This window comes from Pokkaliibacter plantistimulans, from assembly GCF_003194385.1.
GTDB lineage: Bacteria > Pseudomonadota > Gammaproteobacteria > Pseudomonadales > Balneatricaceae > Pokkaliibacter > Pokkaliibacter plantistimulans.
Genome location: NZ_LAPT01000115.1, coordinates 1 through 16,383, shown reverse-complemented (window position 1 = coordinate 16,383; position 16,383 = coordinate 1). Strand labels below are relative to the sequence as shown.

At 59.3% G+C, this 16,383-nt stretch carries 10 protein-coding genes; 5 read left to right on the top strand and 5 right to left on the bottom strand.

Translation table 11 applies throughout. The annotated features are described in order from the left end of the window. Nucleotides 1-106: 106 nt before the first annotated feature. The 3 genes from WH50_RS21800 to WH50_RS21790 form a co-directional block, all read right to left on the bottom strand. On the bottom strand, nucleotides 107-1,849 hold the full coding sequence (locus tag WH50_RS21800) for a bifunctional protein-serine/threonine kinase/phosphatase (protein WP_243410225.1): 1,743 nt from the start codon (nucleotides 1,847-1,849) through the stop codon (nucleotides 107-109). A 24-nt stretch (nucleotides 1,850-1,873) separates the two neighbouring features. Continuing rightward, nucleotides 1,874-3,343 (bottom strand): NarK family nitrate/nitrite MFS transporter, encoded by a 1,470-nt coding sequence (locus tag WH50_RS21795; RefSeq protein ID WP_110189337.1) that lies wholly within the window; start codon nucleotides 3,341-3,343, stop codon nucleotides 1,874-1,876. A 344-nt stretch (nucleotides 3,344-3,687) separates the two neighbouring features. After that, complete coding sequence (locus tag WH50_RS21790) at nucleotides 3,688-6,387, bottom strand: putative bifunctional diguanylate cyclase/phosphodiesterase (protein ID WP_110189336.1); 2,700 nt, start codon at nucleotides 6,385-6,387, stop codon at nucleotides 3,688-3,690. 85 nt (nucleotides 6,388-6,472) lie between these two features. Here WH50_RS21790 and WH50_RS21785 point away from each other — a divergent pair, with 85 nt between their 5' ends. From WH50_RS21785 to WH50_RS21750, 5 genes are all read left to right on the top strand, one after another. After that, entirely contained in the window at nucleotides 6,473-7,291 is an 819-nt protein-coding gene (locus WH50_RS21785) for a substrate-binding periplasmic protein (RefSeq protein ID WP_110189335.1), read from the top strand. 323 nt (nucleotides 7,292-7,614) lie between these two features. Then, nucleotides 7,615-10,575, top strand: a complete 2,961-nt coding sequence (locus WH50_RS26695) for a PAS domain S-box protein (RefSeq protein ID WP_243410223.1) — start codon at nucleotides 7,615-7,617, stop codon at nucleotides 10,573-10,575. Continuing rightward, nucleotides 10,572-12,578, top strand: a complete 2,007-nt coding sequence (locus WH50_RS21760) for a sensor histidine kinase (protein WP_110189334.1) — start codon at nucleotides 10,572-10,574, stop codon at nucleotides 12,576-12,578. The genes WH50_RS26695 and WH50_RS21760 overlap by 4 nt, the downstream gene beginning before the upstream one ends. 198 nt (nucleotides 12,579-12,776) lie before the next feature. Beyond that, the gene (locus WH50_RS21755) at nucleotides 12,777-13,166 is read left to right on the top strand and encodes a response regulator (RefSeq protein WP_110189333.1); all 390 of its coding nucleotides are present in this window, start codon (nucleotides 12,777-12,779) and stop codon (nucleotides 13,164-13,166) included. Then, nucleotides 13,156-14,793, top strand: a complete 1,638-nt coding sequence (locus WH50_RS21750; protein WP_110189332.1) for a diguanylate cyclase — start codon at nucleotides 13,156-13,158, stop codon at nucleotides 14,791-14,793. The genes WH50_RS21755 and WH50_RS21750 overlap by 11 nt, the downstream gene beginning before the upstream one ends. A 22-nt stretch (nucleotides 14,794-14,815) precedes the next feature. Here WH50_RS21750 and WH50_RS21745 read toward each other — a convergent pair whose 3' ends face one another. Together WH50_RS21745 and WH50_RS21740 are read right to left on the bottom strand one after the other, a co-directional pair. Continuing rightward, complete coding sequence (locus WH50_RS21745) at nucleotides 14,816-15,685, bottom strand: CopD family protein (RefSeq protein WP_110189331.1); 870 nt, start codon at nucleotides 15,683-15,685, stop codon at nucleotides 14,816-14,818. Then, nucleotides 15,682-16,071, bottom strand: coding sequence for a copper resistance CopC family protein (locus WH50_RS21740; protein WP_110189330.1), 390 nt, complete (start codon nucleotides 16,069-16,071; stop codon nucleotides 15,682-15,684). The genes WH50_RS21745 and WH50_RS21740 overlap by 4 nt, the downstream gene beginning before the upstream one ends. Nucleotides 16,072-16,383: the final 312 nt, after the last annotated feature.

The window sequence follows — 16,383 nt, the reverse complement described above, 5'->3', positions numbered from 1 at the left end:
CATCTGGACCTCACCGGCAAAACAATGTGACAAGAATAGACGCGGCAGGACAAAACGCTCAACCGCTTTGCGCATTGCGGAACAGGATGACAGCGGAAAGGTTACTTCAGGTACGGTACAACAGACTCACCAGCAGCAGGACCAATAAAATGGCACTGGTCACCTGCCAGAAGCGCAGCGGATGACGCTCAATCAGCGGCGCGCGGAATGTACTGGCTTCCAGTGCGCGGTTAGGGACGCTGAAATCCTGCAGAAATTCAGACAAGGCCGCATAACGGCTGGCCGGGTTGGGCTGCAGCGCCTTGCGCAGACAGGCATCCACCCAGGTTGGCAGATCAGCCCGATAGCGCCCCAGCGGAATATAGTGCCAGTCGGCGTAGCTGCGGCTTTTCAGCAACTGTTCGCGACTGCGTGAGGGATAGGGCAACTGGCCGGTGAGCATTTCATAGACCACCACCGCCAGTGAAAACAGATCGGCACGAAAGCTGGCTGGCTGACCAAACAGATACTCCGGCGCCACGTAGTCCACCGATCCCTGCGGCACAGCCTCCGCCTGCGGGGGTGCCACTTCCTGCAGGCCGGTGACAACCACGGTGCCCAGATCAATCACCTTGAGGACGCCGCTGCTGGTCAGCATCAGGTTCTCCGGCTTCAGATCACAGTGCACCATGTCCAGTCGCTGGAATGCGCGTAACGCCGTCACCATCTGCCTCAGCAACGCACGCACGGTCGCCAGTGACGGCTGCGGATGATCATCAATCCACTGCCGCAGCGTCTGGCCAATGATCAGCTCGGCCAGATAATACATCCCGGTACGCGGCTGGGGGTTGGCAGCCATGGCCAGCACCTGTTCATGCCGGAACTGGCGGCCGATCCACTCTTCGCGGGCAAAGCCCTGCAGATAGGCAAAGTCATCGGCGAAGTGGCGGGACGGCACCTTCATTGCCCATTGTTGCCCGTCACGCTCATCTTCCACCCGGTAGAGATGGGAGCGCTGACTGGCGTGCAGCACTTCCAGCACCCGATAGCCATCCAGTTTATGCCCGGCCTGTAACGCCGGTGGCACCGGCAGACTGGCCAGCTGACGCTCGGCTTCCTCGCTGTCGGCGTGTGGCAGCTGCTCGACCTGCAGTAACAGGCAGCTGAGGTTATCATCGCTGCCGGCCTGCAGCGCGCGCTCTGCCAGTCGTTGAGCCAGTGGTTCAAGATCACGGCTACCCGCTTCATTCAGGGTAAGCGGCCAGTCCGATGCAGGCAGAAAAGCATGGACGCCATCAGTCGTCAGTACGAAGCCATCGCCCTCCTCCACCGTCAGACGGTGGTAATCCACCTGCAGGTGAGGATCACCGCCCATGGCCCGGTTGAGCACATCGCGCTCCTGCTGGCGCTGCAGATGATCGCGGGTCAGACACTCCAGCTGACCGCCTCGCCAGAGGTAGATGCGACTGTCGCCGATGTGGAATACATGGGCCGTCTGCGACCTGATCACCAGCAGTGACAAGGTGGTGAGCATGCTCTGCCCCTGCAGCCCTTGCTGGTACAGCCAGCTGTTGAGCCCTTCCAGCACCCGCACCACCGACTTCTTCACGCCCCAGGCTTCGGGGGTACTGAAATAATCATTGAGAAAGCTGGTCACGCAGGTCTGACTGGCCTGCGCGGCGCGGGCACTGCTGCTGACACCGTCACAGATCAGCGCGGCCATGCCTTTACCCAGCTCGGCACGGGTCTGCGGCATACGCAGGGCAAAGGCATCCTGATTCTCGGCTTTGAGCCCGGCGCTGGAATAGCCTCCGCAACGGACCTGCAAGGGCAACATCGCGGCAGCAGGCAGGACGCTGGCAACACTCATCACGGCACTCCTTTCGCAGCGCACTCAGCTGACGCGAATCAGCTGCACGGCACCGTCTTCACCCACTTCGGCAATCTCGCCACGGGGTTCTTCCATCAGCAGCAGCACGGCAAAGCCCAGCAAGGCCGTGGCAGCAATCACGGAGAAGAACACCTGATAGCTGGTGACCGACAGAATGGTCAGATAGAACACCGAACCCACATTGCCGTAGGCGCCAGTCATCCCGGCAATCTGCCCGGTCAGGCGACGTTTGATCAGCGGCACCACGGCAAACACCGCCCCCTCGCCCGCCTGCACAAAGAATGAACAGGCCATGGCGGCAATCACCGCCACCACCAGCGGCCAGCTGCTGTTGATCATGGCCATCAGGAAATACCCCAGCGCCAGACCCAGCGTGAGCACCAGCAGGATAATCTTGCGGCCAAAACGGTCACTCAGCCAGCCGCCGCCGGGGCGCGACATCAGATTCATGAAGGCGTAGGCAGAGGCCACCAGCCCGGCCTTGACCGGATCAAGGCCGAAAGTCTCCGAGAAGAACAGCGGCAACATCGACACCACCGCCAGCTCGGAACCAAAGGTGGCAAAGTACAGCACGTTGAGCACCGCCACCTGCCTGAATTTATAGCGATGCAGCGCTGGCACCGGGGCCTTGAACAGATGTCCGTTGACCTGCCAGACCTTCCAGGCATCGAACAGATAGATCGCGGCCAGCAGCACATAGATGATCAGCGCCGCCCGTTCACTCAGCAGGTTGACCCCCTGCGGTGACAGCTTCCAGGTCAGCAGGGCCAGAGCGGCATACATCGGCAGTTTCATGATCAGCAGCAGATAGAGATCGCCCACACTGGTCACTTCCATGGCGGCGATTTGTTTCGGACGGAAATAGGTTGAGCCCTTGGGCGTATCGGTGACATGCAGATACCAAACCACGCTGAACAGCAGACACAGGGCGCCGCTGATACCAATCGCATAACGCCAGCCATCGGCACCACCGAACAGCAGCGCCAGCGTCGGCAGCACCATGGCCGCCGCGGCAGAACCAAAGTTGCCCCAGCCACCGTAAATGCCTTCGGCGGTGCCCAGCTCATGGGCAGGAAACCACTCACTGACCATACGGATACCAATAACGAAACCCGCCCCGATAAAGCCCAGCAGGAAACGACCGAGGGCCGCCTGAGCAAAGTTATCGGCCAGGGCAAACATGAAACAGGGAATACTGGAGGCCGCCAGCAGCAGGGCATAACTCAGACGCGGGCCATACTTGTCAGTCAGCATGCCGATAATGACCCGGGCGGGAATGGTCAGTGCCACGTTGAGAATCAGCAGGGTTTTCACCTCGGCCTTGCTCAGGCCCAGGCTGGAGGCAATGGCTTCCAGTAACGGCGCATGGTTGAACCACACCACAAAAGTCAGAAAGAAGGCGATCCAACTCAGGTGCAGGATTTTCATCTTGCCGCTGAAGGAGGTCAGATTGAAACGTTCAATCTTGTCCATGCTGCTGTCCTCATCGCAAATCAGCTATATCAATGTCGCCAGCAGATAGCGCCCAACAAAAAAGGCGTTCACTCCCGGCCGGAAATTCCGGTAGGAGAGAACGCCTTTGTTGTCCTGCCAGCAGCACAGGTAAGCGGACCTTGCCGTTACCGCCGCTGCTGACAGCCTGTATCTGCCTGTAGAAGAGCACCTAAGCAAGACCCAGGCCAGATCAGAAAAACAGAACTATTTCATGTGGTTAAGGGAAATATCGGCACTCAGCCCGGATCAGCGTGGGCCACGATGAAGCACGGCACCCGCAAGAGTGCAGCCAGAGCGCCCTGAAAAGGGTCAGTCAGCCTGTCTCACTTAGAGTCCTGCGTAATACCGTTCTGTTGCTGCCAGCGCTCCATAAACAGCGTCAGCACAAGAGGCTTGGCATAACGATAGCCTTGTCCCAGCGGGCACTGCTCCGCCACCAGAAACGCCGCCTGCTCATCGGTTTCAATACCCTCTGCCACCACCTGCAGCCCCATGCTGCGGCCCATGGCCAGAATGCCGCGAATGATACTTTCAGCCGCTTCCGACTCGCCGATGGCCCGCACGAAGGAGGTATCGATCTTCACCACCTGCACCGGCCAGTCCTTCAGCAGGGACAGTGACGAGTAGCCAGTGCCGAAGTCATCCAGCGCCAGACCGATGCCCAGCATACGGAACTGGCGAATATTCTCGCGCACCTGCTCGGTAGCCGACATCAGCGCCGTTTCGGTGATTTCCATTTCCAGCCGCCTGGGATCAATACCATAGTGCACCACCAGCTCGTGGACCCGCTCGGCCACGGCCTGACGTTCCAGCTGCGCCGCCGACAGGTTGATAGACAGGCGTGGCAGATGAATCCCGGCCTGATCCAACTCCTGCAAATGCCGCAGGCTCTGTTCCAGAATCCAGTCGCCTAGCAGCAGAATCAGATCGCTACCTTCAGCCAGCGGCACAAACTCATCCGGCCCGGCCTGATCCCAGCGCACCAGCACTTCAGCACCGACAATCTGCTCGGTCTGCAGATCCACCTGCGGCTGTAAGGTCAGCCACAGCCCCTTGCTGTCATGATCCAGCGCCGAGCGCAGCGCCAGCTCCAGCATGTTCCGCCGTCTGACCCGCTGGCTGAGGCTGATATCAAAGAAGGCATAGCCACTCTTGTTTTCCTTGGCGGCATACATGGCCAGCTCGGCTGCCTGTACCAGAGGCGCACTGAGCATACCCGGCTCACGGAAGGTCAGCCCCAGGCTGGCGCTGATGCTGATACGCTGACGCTCCCAGAAATAAGGTTCCTGAATGACCTGCAGAATTTGCGTAGCCATCACCGCCAGTTCATTTTCATCGCGGCAGGAATGGACGATAAATGCAAACTCATCCCCCCCCAGACGGGCCAGCAGATCACCGCTGGGCAGGATGGCACGGAAGCGGTTGGCCAGGGTGATCAGCAGTGCATCACCGGCGGGATGGCCGAGGGTGTCGTTAAGCTCCTTGAAGCGGTCCAGATCCAGATAGATCAGTGACAGCGGCGCGGTCTCTTCATGAATCTGTTGCTCCAGCAGCTCCATAAACCACAAGCGGTTAGGCAGGCGGGTCAGGGTGTCATGGCGTGACAGGTACAGCGCACGTTGTTCGGCGCGTTTTTGCTCGGTGATGTTCTCATGAATCGCCACGTAGTACTGCGGCTGCTGACTCTTGTCGAGCAGCGGCGTGACGGTCTGATTAACGGTGATCAGCTTGCCTTCCCGGGTGCGGTTGATCACCTCGCCCTGCCAGACCTGCCCGCTGTTGATGGTGCGCCAGAAGCGCTCGTAGAACGCGCTACTCTGCTTGCCGGAGTTAAGAATCGAGGGTTGTTGCTGTAGAGCATCTTCACGCCGGTAGCCGGTCAGCTGTTCAAAGGCTTTGTTCACCCAGATGATGCGGCCGCTGGTATCGGTGATGAATACCGCATTGGCCGCCGAGCGTAAGGCGGCACTGAGCAGGCGGTTACGCTGCTCGCTGCGCATCAGCCAGGTGATATGAAAGGCGGCATACAGCGCCAGCAAGCCCAGAATCACCACCACCACAGCCAGCAGCCCCAGCAGGCGGGAGCGCGACTGTCGCCAGTTGCTCCATACCTGATCCGGTGACAGATTCACTTCCAGCACCAGTGGATACTGGGTCGGTGAGCGGTAGGCAAGCACGCCGATATCGGTACGTCCCAGCCAGTGATCCAGCCAGCCGGTGCTCACTTGCCCCGGCAGATCCAGCTCACCGTAAGCATTACGTTCCAGCAGGTTCTGTGAACGGGCCCGCTGCTCCAGCTGCGCGGCAAAATTATCCGGATGAAAAGGCACCGTCATCAGCAGCTCGCCACGGTAGGAGTACAGCGAAACATCGCCCCCCTGACTGGTCTGTACCCCGGCAAAAACGTCTTCAAAAAACTCCGTGGCCAGTGCGCCATAAATATAGTAGTCGTGGCCATGGTTGCTTCTCAGCAAGGCACAAACAGGGATGTACCACGAGGCTGACGTCGTCTTGTCTCCCGGCCAGCGCCCACGTTGCGGTGATCCAAGGCGCAGGCTGCCCGCCATCATCGGGTGGCCGTTGATGGTATGCGCACAGCTCTCCAGCAGCGCCGGTGAAACCTCAACGCCCAGCTGTTCGGGCGCACTGTGCAACACCTGAAGGTCAACATCGAACAGGCTCAGGGAGCGCAATGCCGGCAATTGCTGCAGCACGTCAGCCATACGCTCCTGCAAGGCTTGCTCTGAAGGATGCTCATCGGCCTCTTCTGCAAGCAATGTGGCATACCAGCGCACTTGCTCCAGCGTACGGGTGACCGCATCAGTAGTGAGCGAGGCCGACTGCGAGGCATATTGCCTGGCAGACTCCAGCGTCTGCTGACGCCCCTGCAGAAAGGCAGCGCCACTGACCACCACCAGGGCAATCAGCATACAGGCGACAAAGCCCCCCAGTACCAGCCACTGCCTGAGCATGGCGGGGCCTTTCAAGATGGGTGTAGTGCTACGTTCTTCAATCGCTGACATATATCAATACTGACTAAACTCTGATTCCTAGAATAATGGCCGTCGGTGGGCAGTCCCACAGCATCAACGGACACAAGGAAGCGACATGAACATGGCACTCGCTCACAGCAAACAACTCTGCACTCTGCTCTTAAGCTCAGCCCTGGGACTGGCCGCCACATTGCCAGCGTTCAGTATGGCGGACAATCGCCAAAACGACATACTCAACCGTCACGAACTGCGGACGTGCATCTGGCCGCAATATTATTCGATCAGCTATAGCAATCCCAAGACTGGCGAGCTAGAAGGCATTGATATTGATCTGGCGCATGAATTCGCCAGCCGCCTTGGCGTAACAGTACAGTTCGTCCCCAGCAGCCATGCAGAATTCGCCCATGATCTCAGCGAAGACCGCTGCGACATCGCCATGTTTGGCATCGCTATCACCCCCGCCCGTCAGCAGCAGGTGGACTTCAGCCAGCCCTATCTGGCCAGCGCCATGTATGCCGCCGTGCGTAACCGTAACTCACGCATCAGTGTCTGGCAGGATATGGACCAGCCCGGCAATCTGGTGATCGTGCAGCAGGGCACCTTCTTTGAGAATCTGATGAAGCAGCAGTTACAGCAGGCAAAGCTGGTCATCGTCTCCCAGCCGCAGGAACGTGAGGCCTGGCTGAAGGCCGGACGAGGTGATGCCTTTCTGACGGACTTCCCCTATGGCAAACGACTGATCAGGGAGAATGACTGGATCAGCCTGCTGCGCGCTCCCGATGACAGCCCGCGCTTTCAATACGCCTATGCCATCGCCAAAGACCAGCCCAGCTGGCTGGCGGCCATCAACCAGTTCGTCAGCGACATGAAGAGCAGTGGCAAGCTCAGACAACTGGCGGAAAAACATGGTCTGGAGCCCATGCTGATCCCCTGATCAAGCCGTTCTGCGGTCTGCCCTTACCGGCACGGTCATGGGCAGACCGGCATCCCCTCCTCCCCTACTGTTCTGATGCTCTCTCACCGCACCGTTCAACCGCCGCATTTCTTTAACCGGCGGACTAACCGATGCCGTGCTGTCGGTGTCAACTCATCCCTCTTTGCCGCCAGCCGCCTGCCGGGTCGTGACATCCCGGTGTCAGGGGCTAAGCTGTTGGTTAAAGCATATAAGGTTAAGTTGCTCAGTGTTTATCTTCCGGCCTGCCGACAGGGAATGCAGCCCGTCGGAACCTCGCCGGTGTTGCTATGGAGTCTCTGGGTGTGACCAAACCGCTCCCGCGCTATCAACCCGCTGTCGTTGCGGATAACGAAGCTGCCCGGCTGGCCGCCCTGCAAAGCTACGCCATTCTTGATACCGCCGCCGAGCAGGCTTTTGACGACGTCACCGAGCTGGCGGCACAGATTTGCGGCGTGCCCATTTCCCTGATTTCGCTGGTCGACAAAGACCGGCAATGGTTCAAGAGCTGTCTGGGGCTGGAAGCCAGAGAGACGCCCCGTGATATGGCCTTCTGTGCCCACGCCATTCTCAGTGACGAGTTGTTGATCATTCCCGATGCGAAGGATGACGACCGCTTCGCCGATAATCCGCTGGTGATCGGTCCTCCCCATATCCGCTTCTATGCCGGCGCCCCGCTGATCACCCCCGGTGGCTTGCGTATTGGCACCCTGTGCGTCATTGACCAGCACCCACGGGACCTCAACCCTGCCCAGTGCAGCGCCCTTAAGCGACTCGCACGGCAGGTCATTAACAAGCTGGAGCTGCTGCAAAAGCTCAAACGTGAGCAGGCACTGGAAGCGATGGCCCGCCATCAGACCAGCACAGCCCTGCGCCACCAGCGGGCGTTGCGTGCGCTGAACGATATCGCCGGGCTGCCCGGTAACGACCGCCTCGCCAGCCTGCGTTATGCGCTGGCACTGGGCAGCGATTACTTCCAGCTGCCCTATGCCATCATCAGCCGTATCGTAGAAGACGATTACGAAGTGCTGCTGCAATATTCACCACCCGACACCCTGCAGGATCATCAGCATTTCTCGCTGGGCATCACCTACTGTCAGCTGGTCACCGAACGCGGCGGCACCATCGCCATCCACCATATGCGCGACTCGGTCCATGCCAGACACCCGTGCTACACCCACTTCAAGCTGGAGACCTATATCGGCACGCCAATCATGGTGGATGGCGGGATCTACGGCACCCTCAACTTTTCCTCACCCGAACCGCGCCAGGAGCCGTTCGATGAGGCTGAGCTGGAGTTTCTGCGGCTGTTTGCCCGCTGGGTAGGCACCATGCTGGAGCAGCACCTGCATGATCAGCAACAACGCTCAGCACTGCAGCGACTGCAGAAGATTGCTGCCCATGTGCCCGGCATGGTGTTCCAGTATCGTCGGCGGGCAGATGGCAGTCGCCACTTTCCCTACATCAGTGAGGGCGTGAGGGATATCTACGGTTTGTCACCGAAGGAGCTGAATGAGGATGCCAGCGCGGTCTTCGGGCTGATTCATGAGGATGATGTCGAAGAGACGATGAACAGCATCCAGCAGTCCGCCGACACCTTGCAGCCCTGGCATCATCAGTATCGCGCCCATCACCCCCAGAAAGGCCTGATCTGGCTCGATGGCAATGCCACCCCTGAACGGCTGGAGGACGGCTCCATACTCTGGCACGGCTTTATTACCGATATCACTGAGCGCCGTCACCAGCAGGAAGAAATCAGTCGCTCCCGTGCCTACCTGCAGGCCATTCTCGACTCCTCCACCGGAGTGGCCATGATCGCTACCGATCCGCTGGGTACCATCAGTTTCTTCAATACCGGTGCCGAACGCCTGCTCGGTTACAGCGCAGAAGAACTGGTGGGAAAGACCAGCCCTGCCATCTTTCATGTACAGGCAGAAATGGAGGCACACGGCCGCTATCTGAGCAAGCTGTATGGCTACCCCATCAGCGGCTTTGAGGTGTTTGTCACCCAAGCCCAGACCGAAGGTAGCGAAACCCGGCAATGGACCTATATCTGCAAGAACGGTGAAGCACGCCAGGTCAGGCTGACCACCACCCGCATTCAGGACAGCGAAGGCAATATCCAGGGCTTCCTCGGTGTCGCCATCGACATGACCCAACTGATCAAGACCAGTGAAGCCCTGCAGGAAAGTGAAAACCGCTATCGCGGCATGCTGCAGAACCTGCCGGGCATGGTCTATCGCCGCCATGCCGACCCCTGGCAGCCTTTCAGCTATTGCAGCGATGCCTTCAGTGACCTGACCGGCTATGCGCTGGCCCAGCTAAGCGCGCAAACACCTGCCAGCCTGATTCACCCTGCCGACCAGCAACGCGTGCAGGCACAGATTGAAGAGGCGATTTCCCGCCAGCTGGCCTACGACATCAGCTATCAGCTGCTGCATGCCGATGGCCGTCTGATCTGGGTACAGGACCGTGGCCGGGCTGAGTATGACGAGCACGGCCAGTTACGCTGGCTGGATGGTTTTCTGCAGGACATCAGCGAACGCAGAAAAGTAGAACTGATGAAGAGTGAGTTTGTCTCCATCATCAGCCACGAACTGCGCACCCCGCTAACCTCCATCTATGGCGCGCTGGATCTGATTCATGGTCAGGCCGTCGGGCAGGCACCCGCGGCCATGAGCTCCATGCTGGATGTGGCCTGGGACAACAGCCAGCGCCTGTGCCAGCTGGTGGATGACCTGCTGGACATGGACAAGATCGTCGCTGGCAAGCTCTCCATTCACCCCCGTCGCCAGCCACTGCCACCGATCATTACCGAAGCCTGCCGCAGCAGCAGCGGTTATGCCAGCAAATATCAGGTGCACTTTCATATCGGGCCACTGGCCGATGTGGAGGTCATGGTGGACTCAGTGCGCCTGCATCAGGTACTGCTGAACCTGCTGTCCAACGCCGCCAAGTTTTCGCATCAGGGCGGGCGGGTAGATATAGGCACGGAGTGGCAGGATGGGCAGGTAAAAGTCTGGGTGCAGGATCAGGGTTGTGGAATTCCTGCTGTATTCCAGACACGGCTGTTCCAGAAGTTCAGTCAGGTTGATGCGTCTTCGACACGGCGTGCAGGCGGCACAGGGCTTGGTCTGGCCATTTCCCGTGAGCTGGTGGAACAGATGGGCGGACAAATCGGCTTTGATTCGGAGGAAGGCCAGGGGTCGACCTTCTGGTTTGTACTGCCGATACTGAGCAGCACCGGGGAGAGCGTGGCATCATGAATCATCAGGCCTCTCCCGCGTTTCAGCCGATACTGAACCCGCCAAGGGCCAGACTCCCCTGGTACAGTGGCGGCTGGCAGGCACTGCTGGTACTGATCCTGATGCTGACCGTCAGTGAATTCATCCTGCATCAGCAGCGTCAGCAATTTGACAACGAACAGCGGCAGGAATTACTGGTCAGTCTGGGGCAACTGCGCACCCTGATTGATACCGAACTCAACAGCAACCTCTATCTGGCTTCCGGGCTGGTGTCTTATCTGCGCGCCCAGAACGGTCAGTACGACCACGATACGCTGGAACCCTGGATCAAGGGTCTGCTGGAGCAGGGCAAATATATCCGTAATATCGGTATCGCCCCGGATAACCGCATCAGCTACGTTTATCCGCTCAAGGGCAATGAGCAGGCTATTGGCCTGTTCTACCCCAACCTCGCCAGCCAGTGGCCGAGTGTGGCGCGGGCAATCCGCCAGCGGCGTCCCATCCTGGCAGGCCCCGTGAACTTGCGCCAGGGCGGCCAGGGCCTGATCTTCCGTGCCCCGGTATTTCTTGCTGACGGCAGTTACTGGGGCATCGTCAGTACCGTACTCAACGCCGATGCCGTGCAGGAGTCACTGCGCCAGACTGCGACCCAGCTGCACATCAGCTATGCCCTGCGCAATCTGGATGAAGATGAGCATCCGCAGCTGAGCAACAGCACAGAACTGCTGGACAGCGAAGCGGTCAGCAACGACATCGTCGCAGCCGGAACGCGCTGGCGCCTGCTGGTGGCGCCACGCAGTGGAACGGCCATCCTGGATCAGCGCCTTGGCTACGGCCTGGCCATTGCCGTCTCGCTGCTGACCGCCATGCTACTGCTTAACCTGTGTCGCGCCTATCGCCGTCAGACCCTGATTCTGCAGGCTCTGGCGGAGAGCCAGCAACGCTTCGCCGGGGCCTTTGAGACGGCGCCACAGGGCATGGCCCTGCTCAGCCCTCAGGGCCTGCTGATGGAGTGCAACACTACCCTGTGCCAGTTGCTGGGACAAAGTGCCAGCAGCCTCGGTGGCCAGTCGCTGCTGGAGCTGACTCATCCGCTGGATCAGCCCGTCAGCAAACAGATGCTGCATGCCCTGCGCAAAGGCCAGCAGCAGAACTATCAGCAGGAAAAACGCTACCGGCGTGCCGATGGCGACTGGATTGATGTCTGGGAAAGTGCCGCACTGGTCAACAGTGCCAGTGGTGCTGACTATCTGATCCTGCAGATTCAGGACCTGACGGAGTTCAAGCGCATGGAGCGCATCAAAAGTGACTTTATCGCCACCATCAGCCACGAACTGCGCACCCCGCTGACAGCGGTCGTCGGCGCCCTTGATCTGGTACGTGCCGGTGTCGTCGGTGATAACCCGGCGCAACTGACCGCCATGCTCGATATCGCCCACGACAACAGCCAGCGCCTGACCCTGCTGATTGATGACCTGCTGGATATGGACAAGCTGCGGCGTGGTCAGATGCGTTTTGAGCTGCGTCCGCAACGCCTGCAACCGCTGCTGGAAAATGCCATTACCCTCAATCAGTCGCTGCTGAAAGAGTTTCCGGTGCAGTTCCAGCTGCTCAATCACACTGACGTTGAGGTGGAAGTGGACAGCCAGCGCCTGCTGCAAGTGATCAGCAACTACCTGTCCAACGCCGCCAAGTTCTCGCCGGCACAGGGTGTCATTGAGATCGAGTCGGAGACTTACCCGCACCGGGTCAGAGTCAAGGTGCGTGATTTTGGTCCTGGCGTACCGGCCAGTTTCCACGCTCATATTTTCCAGCAGTTCAGTCAGGCCGACTCATCCAGCCGCCGTCAGCAGGGCGGCACTGGCCTCGGGCTGGCCATCTGCAAGGAGCTGATCCGCCATATGGGCGGCGAAGTCGGCTTTGACTCCATTGAAGGGCTTGGCGCCTGCTTCTGGTTCGAGCTGCCTATTCTGGCCAGAAATGAACCTAAGACGCCCCAACAGCATCAGGGCGCAGCGGCTTAGTGATGGAGTGTGCCGTCAGGTCAGCAACCGCTAAATTACCGGTAGCAACATAACTCCGGGCCGCCTATTCTTGGGAGGTTTACTTATCTGGATCAGGCGTAGGCCCGGCCAGATGGTTTGCCGCACTGATACCGCAAACGACTCTGGCCAGAGCGCGCTGCGAGAGCGATAACTGTTTAATGTCTAAGGCACATAACCATGGGTGAGCTAAAACGCATCATGCATGTCGAAGATGATCCTTCCATTCAGGCGGTAGCCCGGGTGGCGCTGGAAGTCGTCGGCGGTTTTGAGGTGCTGACCTGTACCTCCGGCCAGGAAGCGCTGGACAAGGTACAGGCCTTCGCCCCTGACTTTATCCTGCTCGATGTCATGATGCCCGGTATCGATGGCGCGGAAACCCTTGAGCGCCTGCGTAAACTGGTGGATCTGACCGATATTCCGGTGGCCTTTATGACCGCCAAGGTGCAGCCTGAAGAAGTCGCCTACTACCATAGCCTGGGCGCCAGTGACGTGATCATCAAGCCGTTTAGCCCCATGCAACTGGCCAGTCAGGTCAGGAATATCTGGAGCAAGCACCATGATCGATGAACGCGGCGCCGAGCTGCAGCAGCAACTGCAACTTCTGGTCGAGCAGTTTATCGCCCATCTGCGCAATGAAATCCCAGCTCTGCAACACCTTGCCGCCAGCCTGCCCGGCGCAGGCGCCAGCACCCGCGAAGCACTGGCCGATCTGCGCCAGCGTCTGCACCGGCTGGCCGGCAGCGCGGGGACTTACGGCTTTGAGCAGCTGGGGCAGGATTGCCGCAGTCTGGAGCAGCAGACCGATCAGCTGCTGACCCTCGACAGCCTTGAGCAAGGCTATTTGCAACAACTGGCGCAGGCTATGCACGCCCTCAGCGTACCGCAACCGACAGCGCCGCAGTCCCTGACCTCCTTGCTGACACCTGAGCCGGTCCCGGAGCAACAGGAAGACACGCTGCTGTATATTCTCGAATCCGAACAGGAAATGGCCGACAGCCTGCAGAACACCCTGACCAATTTCGGTTATCGGGTGCAGCTGTTCGCCGATGAGGAGCGGCTGCATCAAGCCTGTCTCCTGCAGCGTCCCCATGCCCTGATTGTCGACTTTGATCACCATCCGCAGCTGAACAAGGCGGCGATGCTGAGTAACGGACAGGCCAGTACCAGCGTGCCCCTGTTTGTACTTGCCAGCCAGGATGACTTCACCACCCAGCTCAAGGCTGCCAGTGCTGGCGCCAGTGGTTTTCTCAGCAAACCCGTCAACTTTTCGGCACTGGAGAACAGTCTCGAACGCTACTTCCGCCGTCAGACAGACGAACCCTATCGGGTGCTGATCATCGATGATGACCGTGAGCTGTCGACCCGCTACGCATTAATACTGCGTGCCGCCGGGATGATGGTGGAAGTGCAGGAGAATCCGGCGGAGATTTACCCTACCCTGATGCGCTTTCACCCGGAAATCATTCTGCTCGACGTCAATATGCCGGAGTGCCCCGGCCCCTATCTGGCGCAGATTATCCGCTTCCATGATGAGTTGCTGCAGATTGCCATCGTCTATGTGTCCGGTGTGGTGGATGCACACCGGCAGATGGATGCGTTGCTGCGGGCCGGAGATGACTTCATTACCAAACCGGTGGGTGATCAGACGCTGATTACTACCGTCTTCGCCCGGGTACGCCGCGCCCGCACCCTGGCCAATTCTCTGTCGCGAGACAGCCTGACCGGGCTGATCACTCACGCCAACATCAAGGAGCAGGTCGTCCTTGAGACAGAGCGCGCACGGCGTTTCAACAAGGTGACCAGTGTGGTCATGCTGGATATTGACCATTTCAAACGGGTCAATGACACCTATGGCCACCTGACCGGGGATAACGTTATCTGTACTCTGGCCAACATGCTGCGCCAACGTCTGCGTAAGATTGACAGTATTGGCCGTTACGGGGGTGAGGAGTTCGCTCTGGTGATGCCGCAGAGCACCAGCGAGGATGCCGCCCGGGTTATCGACCAGATTCGCGAGGACTTTGCCAAACTGCAGTTTCAGGCGGGCGAAGAAACCTTCACCGTCACCTTCAGCGCCGGTGTCACAGATACTTCCAGCCCGATCGAGTCGAAACAGGTACTGGAAGTGGCTGACCGCGCCCTGTACGCCGCCAAGACCGCTGGTCGTAATCAGGTCAAGGTGCAGCTGCAGTAAATGCGCACCAGTGTGCAGCAGATCAGCCTTCCCGCCCCATCAGGGTCGTCAGCAATACCGTGACCAGCAACACCGCCAGCCCGAGCAGCTTTTCCACTTTCAGGGACAGGTCAAGTGCGCGGCTGCTGGCGGGCAACGCTGGCACCAGTTGCCAGCGATTGAGCGCGGCCAGCAGCAATAATCCGCTCACCAGCAGCAGCTTGATCAGCACGCTCTGGCCATAAACAGAATCCACCAGCCCCTGCCAGTGGCCACCACTGATGCGCCACAGCATGAAGACTCCGGCCAGCAGCAACACGGCCACCCCATACCCTGCCAGTTCACCAAAGCGTGTCAGTACCGCCGCGGAGCGGTTGCTCTGCGTCAGCCGCAGGTGCTGCCAGAGCGGCAGCAGGCTCCCCATCCAGATCAGTGCCGTCAGGGCATGCAGGGCCACCGCGAACGCCGCAGCACTGCCCTGCGTGGCCATATGACCACTGCTGGCGAATGAAGCGGCCATCAACCCGCCCACGGCAACAGACAGCCAGCGATAAAGGCTGTGACGGGTCAGAAAAACACTGCTCAGCAAGGCCAGCACCGCCGCCAGCAGGCGCAGCCCGGTGGTGGTGCCGTTGCCCGATGACCACAGCATGGCCGCGAGCGGCCAGTCAAACATCCCTGCTACGCCGTTCTCTGCCAGCGCCCCTACCTGAATCAGAAAGGCCAGCAGGGTCATCACCAGTGTGCCGCCACAACCTACCCACAGATAGCGGAGCAGCCATGGCTCCACCTCCGCAGAATAAAGACAGGTGCGCATAAACAGCGCGCCTGCCAGTGCGGCCATCGCGCCATAGCTGCCCAGTTTGCTCAGCAGGGTCAGCACCTCCCACCCTAACAACGTAGCCAGCATCATGGTTTGACGACGAAGCCGAACTCACCGGACATCTTATGCCCATCATGGCCAAGACAAATCCAGCGTACGGTATAGCTGCCCTGTGGTAGTGCTGGCGAAGCTATCTGGTGCTCTGCTTTCGCAACGCGCTCCAGCGGCAGGTTGATCACCTCACCGCTCGCAGGCTGCACGGTGACCTTGGTAAGGGTCACCGCCAGCGGGAACGTCAGGGTGATGTGGCTGGGTGCAGCCGCGAGTACCTGCTGGTCAGCAGGCTCCGTGCTCTGAATCGCCATGTGCGCCAGCACCGGTGACGTCACACCGGCACTCAGCAGGGCCAGTACGAAGAACAGGATATGGGACAGACGCTGCCGTGATGTTGGCTTCCCTGATAATAGTTGCTGCATGGTGGTTATCTCCCTTGTCAGTGGCTTTGTTATGGTCGTTTTCTTCGTCGTTTAGCAGGCTGTTGAAAAACGTTATCGAGGCAGCCGAGACAAGGAAAACACAGGCGAAAAAGCGGAGTTTAGTGAACTAAATGAGCATTTGACTCGCTTTGCTCGCCCCTTTGGGGCCGTGCTAAAGCACGTTCAGCCTTCGGCTGTGAGCCTGTTTTTGACGCGGTATTCGGCAACGCAGATAGATTTTCAACGACCTGTTAAAACGCATCGCTACCGGACTACTCCAGCAACAATAAACCCTCTGGCAGGATGGCCTGA

Coding starts and splice junctions, on each gene's coding strand:
- WH50_RS21760 (WP_110189334.1), top strand. CDS start 10,572: ATGAATCATCAGGCCTCTCCCGCGTTTCAGCCGATACTGAACCCGCCA.
- WH50_RS21790 (WP_110189336.1), bottom strand. CDS start 6,387: ATGTCAGCGATTGAAGAACGTAGCACTACACCCATCTTGAAAGGCCCC.
- WH50_RS21745 (WP_110189331.1), bottom strand. CDS start 15,685: ATGATGCTGGCTACGTTGTTAGGGTGGGAGGTGCTGACCCTGCTGAGC.
- WH50_RS21795 (WP_110189337.1), bottom strand. CDS start 3,343: ATGGACAAGATTGAACGTTTCAATCTGACCTCCTTCAGCGGCAAGATG.
- WH50_RS21740 (WP_110189330.1), bottom strand. CDS start 16,071: ATGCAGCAACTATTATCAGGGAAGCCAACATCACGGCAGCGTCTGTCC.
- WH50_RS21785 (WP_110189335.1), top strand. CDS start 6,473: ATGAACATGGCACTCGCTCACAGCAAACAACTCTGCACTCTGCTCTTA.
- WH50_RS21755 (WP_110189333.1), top strand. CDS start 12,777: ATGGGTGAGCTAAAACGCATCATGCATGTCGAAGATGATCCTTCCATT.
- WH50_RS21800 (WP_243410225.1), bottom strand. CDS start 1,849: ATGAGTGTTGCCAGCGTCCTGCCTGCTGCCGCGATGTTGCCCTTGCAG.
- WH50_RS21750 (WP_110189332.1), top strand. CDS start 13,156: ATGATCGATGAACGCGGCGCCGAGCTGCAGCAGCAACTGCAACTTCTG.